This window comes from Pseudomonas sp. LS_2, assembly GCF_042709235.1.
In the GTDB taxonomy this organism is placed as follows: Bacteria; Pseudomonadota; Gammaproteobacteria; order Pseudomonadales; family Pseudomonadaceae; genus Aquipseudomonas.
Genome location: NZ_JAVAYC010000025.1, coordinates 17,199 through 39,478 on the forward strand (window position 1 = coordinate 17,199; position 22,280 = coordinate 39,478).

The following is a 22,280-nucleotide window of genomic DNA, read 5'->3' on the forward strand; positions in this document are numbered from 1 at the left end:
AGGCCGTCAGGCAGTACGCTTACTGCCGGCGTCCATGTCGGTACTGCCCCAGGGGCGCCAGTTGTCGTTCTTGCGGTCATACCCATGGGGGCCAGGGCTGGTGGTGGAGCCTGCCAGGTGTTGTTCCCAGAGGTTCTTCTTGTCGGGGTCGCCGTCCTTGTGCAGGTAGGGCGCGAGCCTGGACAGCGAGCTGCCTTTCTCGTCCTCGGTTTCCTGGAAGTGCTTCCACTCGGCTGATTGGTAGTCGAATATCGACTTGTCGTCCGGCGTATCGCGGTCGCCATACATGTAGGTGGCGTAGCGTGCGTATTCCAGCTTGTCGCCCCAGTCGTCCTTGGTCACCCCGGCACCGGCCAGGTCCTTGAAGAACTGCCCCTGCGAGTCGGTCAGCTTCTGCATCTTGGCGTGTTCCACCGCCTCGGCAATCAACGTACCGGCCACTCCGAACACCACACCGGCCACCCCGAACACCGGCCCGGCGATGCGTGAGCCCATGGCCAGGCCGCGAACGACGGTGGAGGTGACATCGCCAGCCAGCTTACCGGCCAGGTGCGCGCCTTTGGGGGCGAACATCGAGACGGTGTTGGCCACCGCCATGCCGGTGCCTGAGATCCCGGCGCCCAGGCTGATGCCCGCGTCGGCCTTCTCCAGCGCTGTCTTGGCATTCTTCAGCTTGCGCGAGCCGGACACGATGTCCATTACGCCGCCGGTCAGGTCCAGGCCCGAGCCACCCATGAAGCGCAGGAACGAGCGCCCGGCCGCGCTGGCGAAGTTTGGCTTGTCGGCATCCGGCGCACCGCCTGGGATGTCCTTGACCCCCATCGTCTCGCCCAATGACTTGACGGTCTGGTCGTACTCCTTGAGCTCGGTGGGCGTCAGGTTGCCAACATCGAGTTTGCTGAGGGTCTCGGACGCGTCTTTGACGCGGTTGGAGATGGCGTCGGCCAGAGCATCGGAAGTGCCGATCTTTTCCTTGCCCCAGATATCCGGGAAGTTGTCGTCCAGAAGGCCCAGCCACTCGGTGGCCTTGACCTTGGGCTGCTGTTTGCCATCGACGTCCACGGCAGGGTCGTAGGAGTGCTTGCCGCCCAGGGTTTCAACGATGTTCGAACCGAACTTGAGGAAGTCGTTGGTGAAGCTCAGGCCGCCGACCAGGTCTCGCACGGCGGCCAGTTTCTGGTCGTCCGACATGTCTTTCCAGCCGCCGCCATTGGCCAGTTGCATGGCGCTGCTGACGATGTTCATGGTACCGGCCATGGCGCCCAGCGAGCCGGTGGAGCTGGCGGTGTGCAGCAGCTTCTTCAGCGAACCTGCGGTTTCCTCGCGGTTGTTGGCCAGGCCCTTGAGCTGGTTGTCGACCACCTTGTCGATGGCACCGGCGTCCCCACTTTGCGCGGCCAGGCGCACGGCGGCGGCGATCTTGCTGTTCTCGCCAGGCGTCAGGCCCTTGATGTGGCCGTCGAGAATATCGACCTCGTTCTGCATCTTCTTGTACAGGTCGTAGCTCTTGTCGCCCCTGTCCAGCCCGCCCAAGGCTGAGTTGATACCGCCCTTGAGGATGCTGATGGTCAGGCGCAGGCCGGTCTCGGCATTCTCCGGCTCGATCTTGTCAGGGTTCTCGACGTAGGTGTTGAGCTGGTGCGTCATCATGTTCTGGTCGAAGGTCTGGCGCCGTGCGGTGTAGCTGTCCGGCTCGAGAATGCGCAGCGACTCGAAGTAGCGGTCCACATCCTTCTCGGCAATTTCCACCTTCTTCGGATCGCCCGAGTCGTTCATGGCGATCACGTAGTCTTCGAAGTTCAGGTTGGCATCGCGGCTACCCTCCTTGAACAGCGCCGGGAACACCTGCTCGCGGACCTCCGTCAGTCGTTCTTGCGACAGGCCATTGACGCTTTGCTTGAGTTCCTTGTCATAGCGCTCCTTGATGCTTTCCTTGCCCATCAGGGTGGAGATTTCCTTGGCCAGCTTATCCTCGTCGACAATTTCCTTGACGTCTTGGCCGGTGAGTTTGGTTGGGCTTTTGTCGGACTCGCGGTAGGTGCCGCTGCCCAGGTTGATGCCCTCGGCGTAGCCATACAGCTCGTAGCCGCTGTCGAGTGAAGCCTGGGCTTCCATCAGCTTGACCAGCTTGGCTTCGTCGGAGTCCTCGGCCAGCTTGCCGTTCTTGATGTCGTCCTTGATGTGGTTGACGAAGTTCTCGGCGGTCTGGCCGCCGACGGTCTTGTCGTTGGTCAGCTCCATATCCATCAGGCCTTCGGCGCCGAAGGACGGGATCTGGTATTTGTCGCGCAGCGCCTGGACGTCCTTTGGCTCGTCGGGTGGCGGGGCCTTGTCGGTGTGGGTCTTGGGCTTGACGTGGATCAGGTCGCCCTTGAGGCTCGAATAACCGTACTTGCCGAAGTCCTGCAGGCGCCCGGCCTCGGTGGCGTGGCGAGCTTCCTTGTCCTTGGTGAAGCCGTTGATCTTGTCGTCGTCGCGGCCCTTGGATTTTTCGATCAGATTGCCGTTCTCATCCAGCTTGGTCACATGCTCGATGACTTGGCTGGCGCGGTAGGCGGCGTCGGGGTCGGTGTCGAAGTCGCCGACCTGCTTCTTGAGGTTGTCCTTCACGTTGCTCTGGTTACCCAGGTTCTTGAGCAGCGGGGTGTCGTCGATGATCTGCCTGGCGCTGCGGGTGTCGCCTTCAGGGCGCTTCTGGTTTTTGCCCAGGTCCGATTTCACTACCTCGCCCTTCAGGCTCGAGTAGCCGTACTTGCCGAAGTCCTGCAGGCGCCCAGCCTCGGTGGCATGGCGGGCCTCCTTGTCCTTGGTGAAACCGTCGATCGAGCCGTTGCCGATGTCCTTGCTGTCGACCTGATTGCCGTTTTCGTCGATGCGCTCGACATGTTCGAGCACTTTCGAGGCGCGGTAGGCGGCATCGGCGTCGGTATCGAAATCGCCGACCTGCTTCTTGAGGTTGTCCTTCACGCCGCTCTGGTTGCCCAGGTTCTTGAGCAATGGGGTGTCGTCGATGATCTGCTGGGCAGTGCGTTTGTCGCCTTCCGGGCGCTTCATGCCTCTACCCAGCTCGTCGGTGGGAGGCTTTTTCGGTGCTTTCGAAGAGGCACGATCGACTTCCTTGTCGAAGGCTGCGTTATTGTTCTTGGTGCCAGTGGCGTCCTTGGAGGGCGTGCTTTCTATCTTGGTTGTCATCGTGACTCTCCGAATTAAGACCTCGATCAAGAGGTGGCGTGCCTTGGCGGCGCGAAGGCCTGAATACCAGCCTTTGAGCGCAACCTAACAGCCAGGACGCTGCCTGGAGGCCATCGTTCGCAGAACTTCGCGACAATTCACAATGTTTCACGAGCCAAGCCCAGGGTTTGGCCCTGTTGCCGCTAAAACCTGTCGGCGTTGCATCGACCGCCCGTCGAATGGTGTGGCTATCCGATGGAACGGGGCAGGGTGGGCCTGGTTCTTCCGCTAAGGTGCTAGAGGACTTTGCGAAAGATCATCAGCCATGGACGAACGGACCTGCGCCCCGGCTGACGCAATGTCGATCGGCACCCCCGCCCGAAAAGCGCGTACACCCATAACAGGCCATCCAGTAGAGAGAGGGTCGTGACATGTCGTTGATAGGTGTTTCGCTGTTGGAAATGCGTCAGTTGATCGAGCAGGCCTGCTTGCCCGACCGCTGCGAGGTGTCCTGCACGGATGGCGTCAGCCTGACCATTCGCCTCGGCCAAGGCCAGAGCCTGGATGATTGCCTCACCCTGACAGGCGTGCCCCTGGCCAGCCTCAACAGCTGCCGGGATGTTGCCGGTCTGGTGGCAGACTTGCGCCACGAACAGCGCCAGGCGCATCCGGCGCCACTCAGGGCCAGCGCCTGAGCCTTGCGGCCCGGTCAGCCCAGGCTGGCCGGGCGCACGTACTCGGGCATCAGGCCTGACCAGAACAGGATCATCGAGACCAGGATGGTCACGATCAGCAGTAGCCCCACGCCCCACACGCAACTGGAAAACAGCAGTGCCTGTTCCCTGCGCAAGCGCAGGAAAGTCTGCAGCCCGCCATACAACAACACCGTGGCATAGGCCGACGCAGCCAGCAGTGCGGCCAGCGCAAGCCAGCGCATGGGGACCACGCCCACTACCCCCGCGAAAAACCAAGGCGTTGCGCAGTAGGTGGCAAAGCCTATGCACCGGTTCAGGCTGGGCTCGGCATCGAAGCCACGGGACATCCAGCGAATCATTCCCCCCATGATCATCACGCCGACCACGGTAGTGGCGTACAACAGGCCTGCCAGTTGCGCAGCACTGGTCACGCCCAGGCGTACGGGTTGCTCGCCCGCCAGGCTCCAGCCAAACGTGGTGGTGCCGACGAACAGGCACAGTGCTGGGATCAAGGCCAACGCCAACAGGCGCGGCAGGTATTGTTGCGGGTGGGCTTCCTCGGCGCGGCGGATATCCAACCAGGCGTCGGCAGGGTGGGTGAAAAGCTTGAGCAAGGGGCTGTTCATGGCGGTTCTCCTGGAGGTGTGCACCTCTTTTTTATGGAGGCTCGCAGGTAACAGGGGTTCAGCCGGTGTTGCCGCCGCCCATCGAGTCATTGCAGCTCAAGCAGCAGGTTGATACCTCCGTCGCCACACTTGCCGTGGTCTCTGACGACGCCGTGGTAGCTACGGCCATCCCAGACGAATGCCACGCTGTGGGCGCGGTCGACCTTCTCGGGCAGGGGGGCAAGGATGTGCAGGCGCAGGGCTGGGCGGCCTTGCAGGTTGATGGCTGCGAGTTGTACGTGGCATTCCACGCTGCGGGCTACGGGGCCGAACAGCGTGTCACGCACGTAGTCCAGTTGCAGCGGGGTACTGGGGGCGGGGCGCGGCATTTTCATGAGTGCGTCGGCCAGGCGAGGGTGGGGTTCCACATTGAACGGGCTCCTTGGGCGAACGTGCATCACTCTTTCGAGAGGCAAACTGCCAGGACGTTCAAAGTTTCTTTGCCGAATATGACAGTTTGCCATGGGCCGCCTCAGGGTTGCCGTTCAGCCACTGCTCTCAAGGTCTTGAGCGTTACCATAGGCGCGTCGATCACAAAGCGGTTGGCGACCCAGCCAGGAACCGCGCCAGCGGGGTCGGCTTGCAGTTGATAGATAACCTCGGTGTGTTGATCGCCCAGCGGGCGGAAAGTCCATTCGCCGCTAAGCTGGCGTACCCGGATCAACCCGGGCTCGGCCGGCAGCTTGTCTGGCTCGGCGCTCAGGTGGCGCACCAAAGTGCCATCATCCAGGCGCTCGCTGCGCACTCGCAGTACCATGTCGCGGGGCTGTGCTGGCCAGGGCAGGGCGGTGGTGAGATAGACCCAGGTACTGTCACCCTCCACCGCCAGCAGGCGCATGCTTTCGCAGGCGTACAGCCATTTACAGGCCACCCGCAGGTTTTCCTGAAGGTCCACCAGGGTGCGTACGCTGGCCTTGATGCGCGCCACGCCGCGAAATTGCTGGTAGGGGGAGCCGGGTACGTCGCTGAGGTACACCTCTACGCCGTGTGCCTGGCTTTCCAGGTGCCAGGCTTCGCCGCGCGCGGTGCTGGCGATCAACATCAGGAGCAGGAAAGGCAGCAAACGAGGCATGGGGAAGGCCCTTGGCCGCAGGAGCCTTGAGTATGCGCGGCAAAGCAAAAGCCCGCCATTGAGGCGGGCGTTTGACTAGACAACCGGGCTCAACGCTGAGGGTTCAGGGTCAGGTGCACGTGGCGGTTGACGTCTTTGTACAGCAGGTAGCTGAACGGGCCTGGACCACCGGCATAGCAGGCTTGCGGACAGAAGGCGCGCAGCCACATGAAGTCGCCGGCCTCGACCTCGACCCAGTCCTGGTTCAGGCGATACACCGCCTTGCCTTCGAGTACATACAGGCCGTGTTCCATCACGTGGGTCTCGGCGAACGGGATCACCCCGCCCGGCAGGAAGGTCACGATGTTCACGTGCATGTCATGGCGCATGTCGGCCATGTCGACGAAACGGCTGGTAACCCAGCGGCCTTCGGTGCCTGGCATCTCGATGACCGTGGCGTTGTCGCGGTGGGTGACGAACGATGGCGGCACATCCAGGCCTTCGACTTTCTGGTAGTGCTTGCGCAGCCAGTGGAAGGTGACGTTGGCCTTGCTGTGGTTGCGCAGACTCCACTCGGCGCCAGGGGCGATGAACGCGTAGCCGCCGGGTTGCAGGGTGTGTGGCTTGCCTTCCAGGGTGATGTCCAGCTCGCCTTCAACCACGAACAGCACGGCTTCGGCGTTAGGGTCCAGCTCGGGGCGCTCGCTACCGCCTTCAGGGGCGACTTCGACGATGTACTGCGAGAAGGTTTCGGCAAAGCCACTGAGCGGACGGGCGATGACCCACATGCGCATCTTGTCCCAGAACGGCAGGTGGCTGGTGACGATGTCACGCATCACGCCCTTGGGGATCACGGCATAGGCTTCGGTGAACATGGCACGGTCAGTCAGCAGCTCGGTTTGAGCCGGGTGCCCACCGTGGGGGGCGAAGTAGGAGGATTTCGACATGGACAGTCTCGACTTGTTGTTCTCTCCCCGTGCCGGAAGCCACACCAGCCGGTGCGGCGCAGGGGATGCGAGAACAGCATAGAGGTGCGCATGTCCCATCCACAAATTAAATGTTGGAATACCCGGTATTTGCTGGCTAAATGCGAACTTGGCGTCCGGCATGGCCGTCCCGCAGACGGTCTCCCTGGCCGAACAGCTTGTGGCGCAAGGTGCCGTCTTCATAGGCCAGGGGGTAGCGACCGCGACGTTGCAGTTCAGGTACCAACCGTTCGACCACTTCGCGCAGGTCGTCTGGCTGCACGGCGTAGGTGAGGTTGAAACCGTCGACGCCAGTCTGGTCGAGCCAGGCTTCCAGCTGGTCCGCCACCTCGCTCGCCGAGCCGATGAGCACCGGGCCCCGTCCACCGAGGCCGACGAATTCGGCGGCCTCGCGCACGCTCCAGCGGCGGTTCGGGTCGGCGGCAGTGAAGGCTGCCAGGGCGGCGCGGCCGGCGTCGTTCTCCAGGTACTCGATGGGCGAGTCCGGGTCGAGCCCGGCGAAGTCGATGCCGGTCCAGCCCGACAGCAAGGCCAGGGCGGCATCCAGATCGACGTAGCGGCGGTACTCGGCGAAGCGTGCCTGGGCCAGCTCGTGGGTCTCGGCGACGATCAGCAGTGCCTGGGCATAGATCAGTACCTCCTCGCGCCCACGCCCGGCCTCTTCGCAAGCCTTGCGGATACCGTCGGAGTAACGGCGCAGCACAGTGGGTGTCGGCCCGCTGATGAACACGCATTCGGCATGACGCGCGGCGAACTGCTGGCCGCGCGCCGAGGCGCCAGCCTGGAACAGCACCGGCGTGCGCTGGGGCGAGGGCTGGCACAGGTGCATGCCGGGCACCTGGAAATGCTCGCCATGGTGGCGAATAGGGTGTACGCGCGAGGGTTCGATATAGCGGCCGGTCTCGCGCTCGAGCAGCACCGCGTCATCGTCCCAGCTGTGCTCCCAGAGCTTGTACAGCACTTCCAGGTATTCTTCGGCCAGGTCGTAGCGTTGGTCATGGCCGAGCTGGCGCGCAAGGCCCAGGTTGCGGGCGGCGCTGTCAAGGTAGCCGGTGACGATGTTCCAGCCGACCCGGCCATCGCTCAGGTGGTCCAGCGTGGACATGCGCCGGGCGAACGGGTAGGGGTGTTCGTAGGTGAGCGAGAAGGTCACGCCGAAGCCCAGGTTGCGGGTCACGCCCGCCATCGCCGGCACCAGCAGCAGCGGATCGTTGACCGGCACCTGCACCCCGCCGCGCAACGCCGCCTCGGGGCCGCCCTGATAGACATCGTAGATACCCAGCACATCGGCGATGAACAGCGCATCGAACAGGCCTTGCTCGAGCAACTGGGCCAGATCGGTCCAGTACGTCAGGCGGTTGAACTGCTCGCTGGTATTGCGCGGGTGGCGCCACAGGCCAGGTGACTGGTGACTGGCGGCATTCATGCTGAAGGCGTTGAAGCGGATCGGGCGCGGCATGACGGTTCCTCAGGGCAGCACGGCACTTGGGTAGACCGCATCGGCCACCTGCAGCTTGCGTGGAATAAGGCCAAGGCCCTGGAAGGTGTCGGCCAGTTTCTGCTGCTCGGCGATGATCTGTGGGGTAATGGCGACGGCATTGTAGTTGCGCCGCTCGCTGGCCACTTGCAGCACGTCGGCGCCGATGCCCAGCTGCGGGGCAAGCAGCGCGGCGACTTCGGCGGGCTTGGCATTGGCCCACAAGGTGACCTTGGACAGCTCGGTAAAGAAGGTCTTGAGCCACTCGCGGTGCTGGTCGGCGAATGTTGCGGTGGACAGGTAGAAGGTGCGGTTGTTGGACAGCCCGGTGCCGTCACGCAGGTTCTTTAGCCCCGGCTGTCGCTCGGCGGCTGCCAGGAACGGATCCCACAGGGTGACCGCCTCGACGCTGCCCGATTGCAAGGCAGCCACGGCATCGGCGGCGTTGTTGACGTAGGCGGGGGTAATGTCCTGGTAGCTCAGGCCGGCTTGTTGCAAGGCAACGGCCAGCAGGTACTGGGCATTCCAGCCGCGCCCGGTGGCCACGCGCTTGCCTTTGAGGTCCTGGACCGAGTTGATGTGGTCCTGTTCACGCACGACCAGGCCGATACCTTTGGGGTAGGGTTGCTCGGCGGCCAGGTAGACCACCGGCTTGCCGGCTGCCTGGGCGAACACCGACGGCGCGTCGGCGGCGTGCCCCAGATCGATGGCACCGGTGCTGAGGGCCTCGAGTACCTGTGGACCGGCGGCGAATTCGTGCCAGCTGACCTTCACCCCCTGGGCTGCCAGCGCCTTGTCCAGCGCGCCGCTGCTCTTGAGGATATTGATGCTGTTGAATTTCTGGTAGCCGATGCGCAGGGTCTTGGCTTCATCGGCCAAGGCTTCGGACCACGGCAACAGGGCGCTGGCGGCGCTGGCCAGCAGAGCGCCGACCAGCAGGCGGCGCAGGGGTGAGAAGGCACGGGCGGTCACGGGAGCAGCTCCTTGGAGGGGATGGAAAGGTTTCATCCAGCCTAAGGAGATGACAGGGGCCTTTCAATTTTTTTATTCCATTTTGTTAGATTATTTTCTTATTTTTATATCCATTTACTTTATGTGCGGGGTCGGCTCGACAAGCGTCGCCGAGGTCGCGGCCATTGCTGCGTCACAATTATCCCACCCAGCAGGGACTCGCCAAGGAATACTGCGCCGACCAGCCCGGCAGAGGGCATTTGCCGCAGGTTGTGTCGGCGCGGCACACTGGCGTCTTCGCAACGAGGAGCACGGCATGTCACTTTCGCATACCACGTTCACCTCCCGCCTGCTGGTCGATGCCGGCATTGGTCCGGGCATGCGTGTGCTCGATGTGGGCTGTGGTGGCGGCGATGTGAGCTTCCTGCTGGCCGAGCTGGTCGGCTGCGACGGGGCAGTGGTGGGTATCGACCAGTCGGCAGCGATGCTGGAGCGGGCGGGCCAGCGGGTGCCGGCCCCTGGTGCGGTCATGCCGACCTTCATGGGCTGCGACTTGCATGCCGTGCCCGCGTCCCTTGGGCTGTTCGATGCCATTGTCGGACGCCGGGTGCTGATGTACCTGCCTGATGCGGTGAAGGCCGTGCGTGGGCTTGCGCGGCTGTTGCTGCCAGGCGGAGTCATGGCGTTCCAGGAGCACGACACCACCCTGGCCCCGGCAAGCCTCGATACCTTCCCCTTGCACCGTAAGGCGCAGAAGTGGCTCCAGCGGATGCTCGAACGGGAAGGGGCCGATTTGCACATCGGCTTCAACCTGCATCGGATCTTTACCCAGGCCGGGTTGCAGGTGGACGACCTGCGTGCCGAATGCCTGGTGCAGACGCCGGAGAACGCCTATGGCCTGGGCCAGATCATCCAGGCTTGCCTGCCGCGTATCGTCGGCCTGGGCGTGGCCACGGCGCGCGAGGTGGGCATCGAGACCTTGCAGGCACGGCTGGACGCCGAGCGCCTGCAATCCCAGGGCATCTACATCGGCGACCTGGCCTTTGGAGTGTCGGCGTACAAACCGTGATAGCGCCGAGCTGTGGCGTTATACTCGCGGCCTGTTCGACTGATATCCGAGTAAAACGATGGGTCTTTCCGCTACCGCCACACCTGAACCGCGCCGTATCGGCGCCCCCTTGATCGCGCTGGGCCTGTTGCTGGCTGGGGCGTTCTTTCTCAACCTCAACGCCGGGTTCAAACAGGTACTGCTGCTGCTCGTCGGCGCAGCCCTGGGCCTGACGCTGTATCACGCCGCGTTCGGTTTCACCTCGGCCTGGCGAGTGTTTATCACCGAGCGTCGCGGGGCCGGCCTGCGGGCGCAGATGGTCATGCTGGCACTGGCGGTGCTGCTGTTCTTCCCGGCGCTGTCGACTGGCAGCCTGTTCGGTACCCCGGTCACCGGGTTGGTGGCGCCGCCGGGTGTCTCGGTTGTGTTCGGCGCGTTCATCTTCGGCATTGGCATGCAACTGGGCGGTGGATGCGCCTCGGGCACGCTGTTCACGGTGGGTGGCGGCAATGCGCGCATGCTGGTGACCCTGCTGTTCTTCATCATCGGCTCGGTGACCGCTACCCACCACGCCGACTGGTGGTTCGCGTTGCCGTCGTTTCCCGCCACCTCCATCGTCAAGGCCTGGGGTGTGGCCCCGGCATTGCTGGCGAGCCTGGCGTTGTTCGCCGCCATCGCCTGGGCGACCGTGCTGCTGGAAAAGCGCCGCCACGGCACCCTCGAAGTCGCGTCGAACAGCGAGCACCAGGGCCTGCGCCGCTTCCTGCGTGGCCCTTGGCCGCTGGTTTGGGGCGCTATTGCCCTGGCGTTGCTTAACTACGCTACCCTGGCCCTGGCCGGTCGCCCCTGGGGTATCACCTCGGCCTTTGCCCTGTGGGGCGCCAAGACCTTGAATGGGTTGGGTGTCGACGTTGGCAGCTGGGCGTTCTGGCAGATGCCGGCCAACGCCAAAGCTCTGGCCGCGCCGCTGTGGCAGGACATCACCACGGTGATGGACATCGGTATCGTGCTGGGTGCGTTGCTGGCGGCGGGCCTGGCGGGCCGCTTCGCGCCGAGTCTGAAGATTCCCCTGCCATCGCTGGTGGCCGCAGTGCTCGGCGGCTTGCTGCTCGGCTATGGCTCGCGCCTGGCGTACGGCTGCAACATCGGCGCGTACTTCAGCGGCATCGCCTCGGGCAGCGTGCACGGCTGGCTGTGGCTGGTGGCTGCCTATGCGGGCAACATGGTCGGTGTCAGGTTGCGCCCGCTGTTTTTTGCGGGTGAGCGTCGTGCGCCGGTCCTGAGCGGCTGCTGATTCGGCTCGGCCTTGGCGCGGGGTATCGCGCCAGGGCCATCAGCAGGGAAGCCATTTCGTAGGGTGGCGGGTTGATTGTTCTGCTGAAAATTCAATCTTGGCTGCTGGATGAGGTTTTCTTCTTAACATGTTGATATGAAAGGATTTGTCTCGCCTTCCGTTGCGTGGCTTTCTTAGCAAGTCGCTTTCAATTATCTGTGTAAGTTACTGTTTTTATTGGGCTATCGTTTAGCCACTGCGTGTTGCGCACATTGCTCGAAGTACGTCTTCTTGATGGCTGCCGGCTTGAGCTTCGAACGGCTGTTGTAGGTCTGTTCAGTGATGCCGAACGCGGTCATGCGCATCCACGGCTTGGGGAATTTCCGCGCCTGCAGCTTCTTGCGGGTGGCATACAGCGTTACCCCGGAAAGCTTGGCCTGTTGGGCTTCAGCGGCAATCTGCGAGCCCCATCCACACACCTGGCGCTCGCTCTGGCTCAGGGCGCGGGCCTGGACGCTGAAGGCGGTGGCTGCCAGCAAGCAGCCGGCGACAGTAGCTAGAAACATTCGCATGTTGCTGTCCTAAGCATCTGAAGGAGAAGGGAGTTTGCCTTCGCTTCCAATGCCTGGGGGCCAGCAAATTGCCGCCAGTCTTGGCCCGCGGCTTATCCCGGTACCGCTGGCGGCTCATTCCGTACAGGTCGCACAGTCCGAACGCAGTGGGCAGCAGGTTTCCGACCGGGTAGCGGTCATTGGATGTCGCCGAGCAGGCAGCAGGCAGCAGGCAGCAGGCAGCAGGCAGCAGGCAGCAGGCAGCAGGCAGCAGGCACTGGGCATCCTTGCCCTTATGCTGGTGGCCTCCAAGGGCGCGGCGGTGGTGTGGGCGCAGCTTCGTGGCGTTCGCCACACGCTGCGCTGTGAGTGAAAGCCGAAATCCCTGGCTGATGTATGTGATCGTACAACTGCTTGCGCTATGATGTCGTTTCTCTTACCCAGCGAAATCGACAGGCATGACAGAGCAGCAGTTACAGGCAAGGACACGACGCAAGCCGCGCAGTCTGGCTCAGGAACTGGTCTCGGTATTGACCGAGCGTATCCGCAGCGGGCAGCTCAAGCGCGGCGACAAGTTGCCGACCGAGTCGCAGATCATGGCCGAGGAAGGCGTCAGCCGCACGGTGGTGCGCGAGGCCATCTCGCGTCTGCAGGCGGCCGGGCAGGTGGAAACCCGCCACGGCATCGGCACCTTCGTGCTGGATGCACCGAGCACCGGCGGGTTCCGCATCGACCCGGCCACCGTCGTCACCTTGCGCGAGGTGATGGCGGTACTGGAGCTGCGTATTGCCCTTGAGGTGGAGGCGGCGGGCCTGGCCGCGCTGCGACGCAGCGACGAGGAACTGGCCGGCATGCGTGCCGCACTCGATGAGCTCAGCGAAGGCGCTGCCCATGCCTCCGACGTGGTTTCGGCAGATTTCCTCTTCCACCTGCGTATCGCCCAGGCCAGCGGCAACCATTATTTCGCCGACATCATCAATCACCTGGGTACCAGCATCATTCCCCGCACCCGACTCAATTCGGCGCGCATTGCCCATGACGATCAGGCGCACTACATGAGCCGGCTGAGCCACGAACACGAAGCGATCTTCGAAGCCATCGCTCGGCGCGACGGCGAGGGCGCGAAAATGGCCATGCGCATGCACCTGGCCAATAGCCGGGAGCGCTTGCGCCAGGCCCACGAGGCGGCTGAGGCGCAAACTGCCTGAAGTCCGACACCGTTGATTGTTTCGGAGATCGAAACGATCAATTGTGTGTTGTACCGATTCTCTGCGCGCCCTGAACGAGTGAGGATAGCTTCATCCTCTTCACACTTGCGCAGGTGCCGCCATGAACAAGCCCCCGGTCAATGATACCCCTTCGGCCTGGCATGAAGGCGAGTTACGCCTGCAGGGCTTCGTTGGCGCAGTCGAGCGCATGGAAGGCATCGGCAAGACCCAGATGGCCCGGGACTTCATGCCCGACCAGCATCGTGAATTCTACGGGCAATTGCCCTTCGTGGTACTGGGCAGCGTCGACCCCAACGGCGATGCCTGGGCCACTTTGCGCGCCGGCCAACCTGGCTTCATGCACTCGCCAGAGCCCCGTCGCCTGGTCCTGGACCTGCCGCGGGAGCCCGCCGACCCGGCGGACGCTGGCCTTGAAGACGGCCATGGCGTCGGCATGCTCGGGATCGAGTTGCACACCCGCCGGCGCAACCGCCTCAACGGCAATGTGCGACGCTCCCGCGCCACGGGCTTCGAGATCATTCCTACCCAGGCCTACGGCAACTGCCCGCGCTACATCCACCTGCGCCGCTATGCCTTCGACGATTCTGCGCCCGGCCCGGTGAGCGAGTCGTCCACGCTCGAGGCGGCTGACCGCGCGATGATCCAGGCCGCCGATTCGTTCTATGTCGCTTCCTATGTCGAGCGCGATGGCGTGCGCCAGGTGGATGTCTCGCATCGCGGCGGCAAGCCAGGCTTCGTGCACATCGGCGAGGACGGCACGCTGACCGTGCCGGACTTCAACGGCAACCTGTTCTTCAACACCCTGGGCAACATGGTGGTGAACCCGCGGGCGGGCCTGGTGTTCGTCGACATGCGCAGCGGCGACTTGCTGCAAATCACCGGTAGCACCGAAGTGCTCATGGATGACCCCGAAACCCAGGCATTCGTCGGTGCCGAGCGCATGTGGCGCTTGCGCCCGCAGCGGGTGATACGCCGTCCTGGCGGCTTGCCGTTGCGTTGGGTGGACATGGACGACGGCATTTCGCCCAACGCCTTGATGACCGGCAGCTGGGAGGACATGCAGGCGCGCCTGAAGGCTGCCGTGCTGCAGAATGCCTGGCGCCCGTACCGGGTGGTTCAGGTGGTCGACGAGAGCGAGCACATCCGCTCGTTCCACCTGCAACCCGACGACGATGCCGGGCTGCCTGTGCGCCTGGCCGGCCAGCACCTGCCGATACGGGTGCGGGTCGCTGGCGAGCAGGCAGCGCTGGTGCGTACCTATACGTTGTCCAACGGACCGTCCGATACCCAGCTGCGCATCAGCGTGAAGCGCGAAGGCGTGGTTTCCACCCATTTGCACGAACAGCTCAAGGTCGGCGACCTGGTCGAGGCCAAGGCGCCGGCCGGCGCCTTCACCATCGACCCGCGCGTGCGTCGCTCGGTGGTGATGCTGGCGGCCGGCGTGGGTGTCACCCCGGCACTGGCCATGGCGCGGCACTTGGTACACGAAGGTCGGCGCACCCAATACCGGCGTCCGACATGGCTGCTGCAAGCGGCCTCGAACAAGGCGCAACTGGCGTTCCAGGATGAGTTCGCCGGGCTGGTTGGCGCATCGGCCGGCACACTGCGCCATGTGCGCCTGCTCAGCGATGCCACGGGCGCCAAGCCGGGGGTGGATTTCGACCTCGAGGGCCGCATGAGCATCGAGCTGCTGCGCCAGTTGCTGCCGTTCGACGACTACGACTTCTACCTGTGCGGCCCGCAGGGCTTCATGCAGCAGATGTACGACGGCCTGCGCGACCTGAACATCGATGATGCACGTATCCATGCCGAGGCGTTCGGACCGTCGAGCCTCACGCGGCGCAAGAGCCAAGCGACAGCGACAGTGGAGCTGGCGCCGGTGGCGGCCGAGTCGGTACCGGTACTGTTCATGGATTCAGCCAAGGAGGCGCGCTGGAACCCGGGGGAGGGCTCGTTGCTGGAGCTTGCCGAACAGCGCGGCCTTGAGCCGTCCTTCGGTTGCCGTGGGGGTTCTTGCGGGAGTTGCCGCACGCGTGTGCTCAAGGGCGCGGTTACCTACGCCGAGGCACCGGAGTTCGAAGTGGCAGAAGGGGAGGCTTTGATTTGCTGTGCAGTGCCGGCCGCAGGAGTCGAGGCGTTGCACCTGGACTTGTGAGCGAAAGCGGGTGGCCGTTGTCGGCCACCCGCAAGTCGGCGATCAGAGCGCCGCGTCACTCCACTGGCCATTGACCAGGCGGCGCAGTTTCAGCGGGTTGCTGTCACGCAGCGCCTCAGGCAGCAGGGCCTGCGGGTAGTTCTGGTAGCACACAGGGCGCAGGAAGCGATCGATGGCCAGGGTGCCGACCGAGGTGCCACGGCTGTCGGAAGTGGCTGGGTATGGGCCGCCGTGAACCATGGCATCGGACACTTCCACGCCGGTCGGGTAGCCGTTGACCAGGATACGACCGACTTTCTCTTCCAGCAGCGGTACCAGCCAGGCGAAGGCTTCGAAGTCTTCCGCTTCACCGATCAGCGTCGCGGTCAGCTGGCCACGCAGGCCGAGCAGGGCCGCGCGCAGTTGCGCATTGTCCTGCACCTCGACGGCCACGGTGGTCGGGCCGAAGACTTCTTCTTGCAGCAGCGGGTCAGCATCGACCAGCAGACGGGCGTCGGCCTTGAACAACTGGGCACGGGCCTGGTTGCCGTCCTGCGCCTGGCCAGCCAGGTGCTGGATGCCGGGGTGGGCATGCAGGTGCTCCAAGCCACCGGCGTAGCTGCGCAGGCCGCCGGCGTTGAGCAGGGTCTGCCCGGGCTGGGCGTCCAGTTGCTGGCCGAGGTCGGCGAGCAGTTGGCTGAACTGTGGCGATTGCAGGCCGATCACCAGGCCGGGGTTGGTACAGAACTGGCCAGCGCCGAGGCAAACCGAACCTGCCAGTTCGCGGGCGATGGCGTCGCCACGCTTGGCCAGCGCGCCCGGCAGGACGATCACTGGGTTGATGCTGGACATCTCGGCGAACACCGGGATCGGTTGCGGGCGCTCGGCCGCCATGCGGCACAAGGCATCGCCACCGCGCAGCGAACCGGTGAAACCTACGGCCTGGATGGCCGGGTGCTTGACCAGCCACTCGCCCACGCCACCGCCGAAGACCATGTTGAACACGCCCTTGGGCATGCCGGTGCGCTCGGCGGCGCGGATGATTGCGCAGCCGACCAGGTCGGCGGTGGCCATGTGGCCGCTGTGCGCCTTGAACACCACCGGGCAACCGGCGGCCAGGGCGGCAGCGGTATCGCCACCGGCGGTGGAGAATGCCAGGGGGAAGTTGCTGGCGCCGAACACGGCAACCGGGCCGACGCCGATGCGCATCTGGCGCAGGTCGACGCGTGGCAGCGGCTGGCGCTCGGGCAGGGCCAGGTCGATGCGCGCGCCAAGGAAGTCGCCGCGGCGCAGCACCTGGGCGAACAGGCGCATCTGGCCGCTGGTGCGGCCGCGCTCACCCTGGATACGTGCAGCGGGCAGGGCGGTTTCACGGCAGACGATGGCGACGAAGCTGTCATCGAGTTCGTCCAGTTCGGCGGCGATGGCGTCGAGGAATTCGGCGCGACGGGCAGGCGGCAACTGGCGATATTCGGCGAAGGCGGCGGCAGCGGCCCGGGCGGCCTGGTCGACTTCGGCCTCGGTGGCCTGGATGAAGCTGTAGGGCAGGGCCTCGCCGGTGGTGGCGTCCAGGCTCTGCAGGCGTTGGTCGCCAGCGGCGCTGCGCTGGCCGGCGATGAAGTTGTGGCCGAGGATCTCTGGCATGGGGTGCTCCTGTTGGCTCGAGAGTGAAATGAACGGAGTGACTAGCCACCTGTAGGCGCGGGGCTAGTCCGCTCCCACAGGGTGTGCATGGGTCAAAAGGTTTCAGGTAATCGGTGCCGGGTTGAACAGGGTGATGTCGTTGTGCAGCTTATGCTGCTCGGCCCAGGTCTTCTTGCGACCGCTGGCCACGTCCAGGTAATAGTGGAACAGCTCCCAGCCTAGCGCCTCGATGCTCGAGCGGCCGCTGGCGATACGCCCGGCGTCGATGTCGATCAGGTCGGGCCAGCGCTGGGCAAGCTCGGTGCGGGTGCATACCTTCACCACGGGCGCCATGGCCAGGCCGTACGGCGTGCCGCGACCGGTGGTGAACACGTGCAGGTTCATGCCGGCGGCCAGCTGCAAGGTGCCGCAGACGAAGTCGCTGGCCGGTGTCGCGCAGAAGATCAGGCCCTTGCGGTCGACGCGCTCGCCTGGGCCAAGCACGCCCTGGATGGCGCCGCTGCCAGATTTGACGATCGAACCCAGGGATTTCTCGACGATGTTCGACAAACCGCCTTTCTTGTTGCCAGGGGTGGTATTGGCGCTGCGGTCGGCAGCGCCCTGTTGCAGGTAGCGGTCGTACCAGTCCATCTCGCGCACCAGCGCTTGCGCCACCTCCGGGGTTTCGGCGCGGGAGGTGAGCATGTAGATGGCATCGCGCACTTCGGTGACTTCCGAGAACATCACCGTGGCGCCGGCACGAACCAGCAGGTCCGAGGCATAGCCCAGCGCCGGGTTGGCGGTGATGCCGGAAAATGCATCGCTGCCGCCGCACTGCATGCCCAGGATCAACTCGCTGGCCGGCACGCTTTCGCGGCGGCGCTGGTCGAGCTTCTTCAGGCGGGTTTCTGCCAGTTCCATGATCTGCTCGACCATTTCCACGAAGCCCAGCTTGGCGTCCTGCAGGCGGTACAGCCAGGGGTCGCTGAGGTCGACCGAGGGGTCGTTCTCGTGCATCACCTGCTCGGCCTGCAACTTCTCGCAGCCCAGGCTGATGACCAATGCTTCGCCGCCCAGGTTGGGGTTGCGCGCCAGGTTGCGTACGGTGCGAATCGGGATATAGGCGTCACGGGCGTTGATCGCCACGCCGCAGCCGTAGCTGTGGGTGAGGGCGACCACGTCGTCGACGTTGGGGTACTTGGGCAGCAGTTCTTCGCGAATGCGCTTGACGGCTTGGTCCAACACGCCGGTGACGCACTGCACGGTAGTGGTGATGCCGAGGATGTTGCGGGTGCCGACGGTGCCGTCGGCGTTGCGATAACCCTCGAAGGTGAAACCTTCGAGCGGCGGCTGGGCGGCGGGCACGGCATCGCAGCGCGGCAGGCTGTCTAGCTCGGGTGCGGCCGGCATGGCCAGTTGGGTTTCCTGTACCCAGCTGCCCTGGCGCAGGTCTTCCAGGGCATAGCCGATGATTTGCCCGTAGCGGCGCACGGCCTCGCCCTTGGCGATGTCGACGGTGGCCACCTTGTGGCTTTGCGGTACGCCTTCGACCAGGGTCAGGCCGTCGGCGAAACGTGCACCTTCACCCAGCCCGCCATCGTTGACCACGACCACGACATTGTCGTCATCGTGCAGGCGCACGTAGCGGGGCGATTCGGAGTGTTCGATCAACTGCATGGTGGTGCCCTTCCAATTATCTCTCAGGCTATTCATCCGCCCGTACCCGGCCAGGGCCGGGTACGGGCGTGTATGACTCAGGGACGCGAGCCTGCCAGTTCGCTGCCGGCGGGCGAGAGGCTTTCAGTCGAGGCGTCCTCGCGTAACTCGATACGCTTGATCGGTCCGACGATCACCAGGTAGCTGAACACCGCCACCAAGGCGTTGGCGCCAACGTACACCAGGGCCCATTTGAACGAGCCGGTGGCGCTGATGATGTAGCCGATGACGATTGGGGTGGTGATCGAGGCGATATTGCCGAAGGTGTTGAACAGGCCACCGGACAAGCCAGCGATCTGCTTGGGCGAGGTGTCGGCCACCACGGCCCAGCCCAGGGCGCCGATGCCTTTGCCGAAGAAGGCCAGGGTCATGAAGCCTACGACCATCCACTCGGCGTCGACATAGTTGCAGAAGACCATTGTGGTCGACAGCAACAGGCCGCAGACGATCGGCAGCTTGCGGGCGAAGGTCAGGGTATGGCCGCGACGCAGCAGCCAGTCGGACAGCACGCCGCCCAGTACACCGCCTATGAAGCCGCAAATGGCCGGCAGGGAGGCGATGATGCCCGCCTTGAGGATGGTCATGCCGCGTTCCTGCACCAGGTACACCGGGAACCAGGTGAGAAAGAAGTAGGTAATGGCGTTGATGCAGAACTGGCCCAGGTACACGCCCAGGAGCATGCGGCTGGTCAGCAGTTGCTTGACGTAGCCCCATTTCGGGCCGTCGTTGGCGCGTTTCTGGTCCATGTCCACCAGGCCGCCACCCTGCTCGATGTGCTCGAGTTCGATTTGACCGATGCGCGGGTGCTGGCGCGGGTTGTAGATGGTCTTGAGCCAGATGCCCGAGAACACGATACCCAGCGCGCCCATCACCACGAACACGTGTTCCCAGCCGAAGCTGTAGACGATCCAGCCCATCAATGGCGCGAACAGCGCCGTGGCAAAGTACTGCGCCGAGTTGAAGATCGCCGAGGCCGTGCCGCGTTCGGCGGTCGGGAACCAGGCCGCGACGATCCGGGCGTTACCCGGGAAAGACGGGGCTTCGGCAAAACCGACGAGAAAGCGCAGGGTGAACAGGGTGACTACCGCCCAGGCCACCGGCATGCCGCCGACGAAGCCTTGCAGCAGGGTGAACAGCGACCAGGTGAAGATACTGAACGCGTAGACGTTCTTGGAGCCGAAGCGGTCCAGCAACCAGCCACCGGGAATTTGCCCAGCCACATAGGCCCAGCCGAAGGCGGAGAAGATGTAGCCAAGGGTGACGGCGTCGATGCCAAGGTCTTTCTGCAGGCTGGAGCCTGCAATTGCGATGGTGGCGCGGTCTGCGTAGTTGATCGTGGTCACCAGGAACAGCATGAACAGGATCAGGTAGCGCACATGCGTCTTTTTAGTCGCTTGCATGCTGGGTACTCCCACTATTTATTTTTGTGCGGGCGGATCGAATTGTAAGCCGGGGCGCTGTCAGGCGCCCCGGCGGCGGCATTGGCAGGCCGCGTTGTCGCGTGCTTATTGCGGGCCCATCTTGTCCATCAGGGCAGCGAGCATTTCATACTCTTCGGCGGTCAGGTCGGTCAGCGGGGTGCGCACCGGGCCTGCGTCATAGCCGGCGATCCTGGCGCCTGCCTTGACGATGGACACGGCGTAGCCCGACTTGCGGTTACGAATGTCCAGGTAGGGCAGGAAGAAATCGTCGATCAGCTTGGCGACAGTGGCGTGATCGTCGCGGGCGATGGCGTGGTAGAAGTCCATCGCGGTCTTCGGCACGAAGTTGAACACGGCGGAGGAGTAGACCGGCACGCCGAGTGCCTTGTAGGCAGCAGCATACACTTCGGCGGTAGGCAGGCCACCCAGGTAGCTGAAGCGATCGCCCAGGCGGCGGCGGATCGACACCATCAGCTCAATGTCGCCCAGGCCGTCCTTGTAGCCGATCAGGTTCGGGCAGCGCTCGGCCAGTTGCTCGAGCAGGGCAGCGTTCAGGCGGCAGACGTTACGGTTGTAGACCACCACGCCGATGTTCACCGACTTGCATACCGCCTCTACGTGGGCGGCAACGCCGTCCTGGCTGGCTTCGGTCAGGTAATGCGGCAGCAGCAACAGGCCCTTGGCACCCAGGCGCTCGGCTTCCTGGGCGTACTCGATGGCCTGGCGGGTGGAGCCGCCGACGCCCGCGAGGATTGGCACCGATTTGGCGCAGGTGTCGACTGCGGTCTTGATCACCTGGCTGTACTCGCTGGCGGCCAGGGAGAAGAACTCGCCAGTACCACCGGCCGCGAACAGCGCGCTGGCGCCGTAAGGGGCCAGCCACTCGAGGCGCTTGATGTAGCCGGCAGGGTTGAAGTCGCCCTGGGCGTTGAAGTCGGTGACAGGGAACGACAGCAGGCCGTGGGAAAGGATGGATTGCAGTTCTTGTGGGGTCATTGTTGTAGGCATCCTGTTGGGCGCTTGGAGAAGGTGGAGAACCAAGGTGAGAGGTAAGTTATCGTACAACTATCGGGATGACTAGTCCTCGTGGTGAAATTTTTTTAGGGGAGGGGGTGGCATACGGTGTGGGGTTAATTCGCGGCCAGCCCCGCGGCTACAGGTCATTCGCCGGTCTTGGTGACGGCGTGGGTTCTGGAAGCGCGGGCTTGCCGGCGAAAAGGGGTGGGAGCAGACAGCGCAGGACTTCCGGCGAGCCATAAAGCTCGACAGGTCATCGTATGTCTTTGCACAGAAAAAATGATCGCGGAGACAGGCACACGCCCGCCGCCCGCTTCCACGGGGGTGTTCTGGGACCAGCAGAGGGTGTCCGGGGAAGCAGGGGCGGCCTTGCACCGCCCCGCGATCGAAGCTAACGAAGCGAGGTGTCAGGCCGCCTGGTGGCGCTGACCAGCCTGGCTTTTACCGGCGCGGGCCCGGCATGCATCGCCAAAGGCCTGGAACATCTTGATCGAGTCAGGGTTTTCGGCCGCCTGCCATTCGGGGTGCCACTGCACGGCGAACAGGAAGGGCGAGATGCTCGGTGCATGGATCGCCTCGACCAGGCCATCTTCGGCATGGGCGATCGGCTCCAGGCCTTTGCCCAGGTTGCGCAGGCCCTGGCCATGCAGCGAGTTGACGCGAATCTGGTCGCTGCCGAGGGTCTCGCGCAACCAGCTGCCAGGCTTGATGGTCACGTTGTGAGCCGGTCCGTACTGTACCGCGACTGGGTCTTCGGGGTTTTCGCGGTGGTCGTTGAAGCCGGGTTCGGCATAGACCTTCTGGTAGATGTCGCCGCCCAGGGCCACGTTGATTTCCTGCATGCCCCGGCAGATGCCGAAGATCGGCAGGCCACGGGCAATGGCCAACTGCACCAGGGGGATGTCGAACAGGTCACGGTCCTTGTCCTGGCCCTTGCCGGGGGTTTGGTTTTCCTGGCCGTACAAGGCCGGGTCGATGTTGCTGCCGGCTCCGGTCAGGTAGATGCCATCGGCCATGTCGAGGTAGGCCTCGAGGTCTTCGGTGCCGCAGCAGGTCGGCACCAGGACCGGGATGCAGCCTGCGAACTCGACCAGCGGGGTGATGTATTTGTGGGTCATGACCTGGTAGTCATGGCCTTTGCGCTCTTGGCTGCCCATGGTCATCAGGACGACGGGCTTGCGCAGGGATGGGGTCTTGTTGCCAATGTTGCTGTTGGACATATGTCACCTTGGGACAGGTTCGACCTGTCGTTGTTGTGCAGGTGCGCGGCCT

At 64.1% G+C, this 22,280-nt stretch carries 18 protein-coding genes; 5 read left to right on the forward strand and 13 right to left on the reverse strand.

What is annotated here, in order from left to right; all coding sequences use genetic code 11:
• Window positions 1-6: 6 nt before the first annotated feature.
• On the reverse strand, window positions 7-3,192 hold the full coding sequence (locus RAC97_RS19555; RefSeq protein WP_375101269.1) for a hypothetical protein: 3,186 nt from the start codon (window positions 3,190-3,192) through the stop codon (window positions 7-9).
• 410 nt (window positions 3,193-3,602) lie between these two features.
• Between RAC97_RS19555 and RAC97_RS19560 the strand changes: the two genes are divergently transcribed.
• Window positions 3,603-3,866, forward strand: a complete 264-nt coding sequence (locus RAC97_RS19560; RefSeq protein WP_375101270.1) for a DUF1652 domain-containing protein — start codon at window positions 3,603-3,605, stop codon at window positions 3,864-3,866.
• A 14-nt stretch (window positions 3,867-3,880) separates the two neighbouring features.
• Here RAC97_RS19560 and RAC97_RS19565 read toward each other — a convergent pair whose 3' ends face one another.
• The 6 genes from RAC97_RS19565 to RAC97_RS19590 form a co-directional block, all read right to left on the reverse strand.
• Window positions 3,881-4,492: a Yip1 family protein gene (locus RAC97_RS19565; protein ID WP_375101271.1), complete on the reverse strand. Its 612-nt coding sequence runs from the start codon at window positions 4,490-4,492 to the stop codon at window positions 3,881-3,883.
• An 86-nt stretch (window positions 4,493-4,578) separates the two neighbouring features.
• Window positions 4,579-4,866: a hypothetical protein gene (locus tag RAC97_RS19570; protein WP_375101306.1), complete on the reverse strand. Its 288-nt coding sequence runs from the start codon at window positions 4,864-4,866 to the stop codon at window positions 4,579-4,581.
• Window positions 4,867-5,003: 137 nt separating this feature from the next.
• The gene (locus RAC97_RS19575) at window positions 5,004-5,573 is read right to left on the reverse strand and encodes an START domain-containing protein (protein ID WP_375101307.1); all 570 of its coding nucleotides are present in this window, start codon (window positions 5,571-5,573) and stop codon (window positions 5,004-5,006) included.
• 119 nt (window positions 5,574-5,692) lie between these two features.
• Entirely contained in the window at window positions 5,693-6,529 is an 837-nt protein-coding gene (locus RAC97_RS19580) for a bifunctional allantoicase/(S)-ureidoglycine aminohydrolase (protein WP_375101272.1), read from the reverse strand.
• 136 nt (window positions 6,530-6,665) lie between these two features.
• The gene (locus RAC97_RS19585; protein WP_375101273.1) at window positions 6,666-8,027 is read right to left on the reverse strand and encodes an LLM class flavin-dependent oxidoreductase; all 1,362 of its coding nucleotides are present in this window, start codon (window positions 8,025-8,027) and stop codon (window positions 6,666-6,668) included.
• A 9-nt stretch (window positions 8,028-8,036) separates the two neighbouring features.
• The gene (locus tag RAC97_RS19590; RefSeq protein ID WP_375101274.1) at window positions 8,037-9,017 is read right to left on the reverse strand and encodes an aliphatic sulfonate ABC transporter substrate-binding protein; all 981 of its coding nucleotides are present in this window, start codon (window positions 9,015-9,017) and stop codon (window positions 8,037-8,039) included.
• A 295-nt stretch (window positions 9,018-9,312) separates the two neighbouring features.
• On the opposite strand from RAC97_RS19590, the gene RAC97_RS19595 reads away from it, so the two are divergent.
• Complete coding sequence (locus RAC97_RS19595; RefSeq protein WP_375101275.1) at window positions 9,313-10,065, forward strand: methyltransferase domain-containing protein; 753 nt, start codon at window positions 9,313-9,315, stop codon at window positions 10,063-10,065.
• A gap of 58 nt (window positions 10,066-10,123) precedes the next feature.
• A complete protein-coding gene (locus RAC97_RS19600) occupies window positions 10,124-11,338 on the forward strand; it encodes a YeeE/YedE family protein (RefSeq protein WP_375101276.1) in 1,215 nt (404 codons plus the stop codon).
• A gap of 221 nt (window positions 11,339-11,559) precedes the next feature.
• Here the strand turns inward: RAC97_RS19600 and RAC97_RS19605 are convergent, their stop codons facing one another.
• A complete protein-coding gene (locus RAC97_RS19605; protein ID WP_375101277.1) occupies window positions 11,560-11,889 on the reverse strand; it encodes a hypothetical protein in 330 nt (109 codons plus the stop codon).
• Between the two features lie 437 nt (window positions 11,890-12,326).
• Here RAC97_RS19605 and RAC97_RS19610 point away from each other — a divergent pair, with 437 nt between their 5' ends.
• Together RAC97_RS19610 and RAC97_RS19615 are read left to right on the forward strand one after the other, a co-directional pair.
• Window positions 12,327-13,076 (forward strand): FadR/GntR family transcriptional regulator, encoded by a 750-nt coding sequence (locus RAC97_RS19610; protein WP_375101278.1) that lies wholly within the window; start codon window positions 12,327-12,329, stop codon window positions 13,074-13,076.
• Between the two features lie 121 nt (window positions 13,077-13,197).
• Entirely contained in the window at window positions 13,198-15,252 is a 2,055-nt protein-coding gene (locus RAC97_RS19615; RefSeq protein ID WP_375101279.1) for a pyridoxamine 5'-phosphate oxidase family protein, read from the forward strand.
• Between the two features lie 42 nt (window positions 15,253-15,294).
• Here RAC97_RS19615 and RAC97_RS19620 read toward each other — a convergent pair whose 3' ends face one another.
• The 5 genes from RAC97_RS19620 to RAC97_RS19640 all read right to left on the reverse strand — a co-directional run bounded on the left by RAC97_RS19620 (window position 15,295) and on the right by RAC97_RS19640 (window position 22,228).
• Window positions 15,295-16,875: an aldehyde dehydrogenase (NADP(+)) gene (locus RAC97_RS19620; RefSeq protein WP_375101280.1), complete on the reverse strand. Its 1,581-nt coding sequence runs from the start codon at window positions 16,873-16,875 to the stop codon at window positions 15,295-15,297.
• Window positions 16,876-16,977: 102 nt separating this feature from the next.
• On the reverse strand, window positions 16,978-18,531 hold the full coding sequence (gene garD, locus RAC97_RS19625; RefSeq protein WP_375101308.1) for a galactarate dehydratase: 1,554 nt from the start codon (window positions 18,529-18,531) through the stop codon (window positions 16,978-16,980).
• A 77-nt stretch (window positions 18,532-18,608) separates the two neighbouring features.
• Window positions 18,609-19,970, reverse strand: coding sequence for an MFS transporter (locus RAC97_RS19630; protein ID WP_375101281.1), 1,362 nt, complete (start codon window positions 19,968-19,970; stop codon window positions 18,609-18,611).
• Window positions 19,971-20,075: 105 nt separating this feature from the next.
• Complete coding sequence (gene kdgD, locus RAC97_RS19635; RefSeq protein WP_375101282.1) at window positions 20,076-20,987, reverse strand: 5-dehydro-4-deoxyglucarate dehydratase; 912 nt, start codon at window positions 20,985-20,987, stop codon at window positions 20,076-20,078.
• A 428-nt stretch (window positions 20,988-21,415) separates the two neighbouring features.
• Window positions 21,416-22,228: a gamma-glutamyl-gamma-aminobutyrate hydrolase family protein gene (locus tag RAC97_RS19640; protein ID WP_375101283.1), complete on the reverse strand. Its 813-nt coding sequence runs from the start codon at window positions 22,226-22,228 to the stop codon at window positions 21,416-21,418.
• Window positions 22,229-22,280: the final 52 nt, after the last annotated feature.

Coding starts and splice junctions, on each gene's coding strand:
- RAC97_RS19555 (WP_375101269.1), bottom strand. CDS start 3,192: ATGACAACCAAGATAGAAAGCACGCCCTCCAAGGACGCCACTGGCACC.
- RAC97_RS19560 (WP_375101270.1), top strand. CDS start 3,603: ATGTCGTTGATAGGTGTTTCGCTGTTGGAAATGCGTCAGTTGATCGAG.
- RAC97_RS19565 (WP_375101271.1), bottom strand. CDS start 4,492: ATGAACAGCCCCTTGCTCAAGCTTTTCACCCACCCTGCCGACGCCTGG.
- RAC97_RS19570 (WP_375101306.1), bottom strand. CDS start 4,866: ATGAAAATGCCGCGCCCCGCCCCCAGTACCCCGCTGCAACTGGACTAC.
- RAC97_RS19575 (WP_375101307.1), bottom strand. CDS start 5,573: ATGTTGATCGCCAGCACCGCGCGCGGCGAAGCCTGGCACCTGGAAAGC.
- RAC97_RS19580 (WP_375101272.1), bottom strand. CDS start 6,529: ATGTCGAAATCCTCCTACTTCGCCCCCCACGGTGGGCACCCGGCTCAA.
- RAC97_RS19585 (WP_375101273.1), bottom strand. CDS start 8,027: ATGCCGCGCCCGATCCGCTTCAACGCCTTCAGCATGAATGCCGCCAGT.
- RAC97_RS19595 (WP_375101275.1), top strand. CDS start 9,313: ATGTCACTTTCGCATACCACGTTCACCTCCCGCCTGCTGGTCGATGCC.
- RAC97_RS19600 (WP_375101276.1), top strand. CDS start 10,124: ATGGGTCTTTCCGCTACCGCCACACCTGAACCGCGCCGTATCGGCGCC.
- RAC97_RS19605 (WP_375101277.1), bottom strand. CDS start 11,889: ATGCGAATGTTTCTAGCTACTGTCGCCGGCTGCTTGCTGGCAGCCACC.
- RAC97_RS19610 (WP_375101278.1), top strand. CDS start 12,327: ATGACAGAGCAGCAGTTACAGGCAAGGACACGACGCAAGCCGCGCAGT.
- RAC97_RS19615 (WP_375101279.1), top strand. CDS start 13,198: ATGAACAAGCCCCCGGTCAATGATACCCCTTCGGCCTGGCATGAAGGC.
- RAC97_RS19620 (WP_375101280.1), bottom strand. CDS start 16,875: ATGCCAGAGATCCTCGGCCACAACTTCATCGCCGGCCAGCGCAGCGCC.
- garD (WP_375101308.1), bottom strand. CDS start 18,531: ATGCAGTTGATCGAACACTCCGAATCGCCCCGCTACGTGCGCCTGCAC.
- RAC97_RS19630 (WP_375101281.1), bottom strand. CDS start 19,970: ATGCAAGCGACTAAAAAGACGCATGTGCGCTACCTGATCCTGTTCATG.
- kdgD (WP_375101282.1), bottom strand. CDS start 20,987: ATGACCCCACAAGAACTGCAATCCATCCTTTCCCACGGCCTGCTGTCG.
- RAC97_RS19640 (WP_375101283.1), bottom strand. CDS start 22,228: ATGTCCAACAGCAACATTGGCAACAAGACCCCATCCCTGCGCAAGCCC.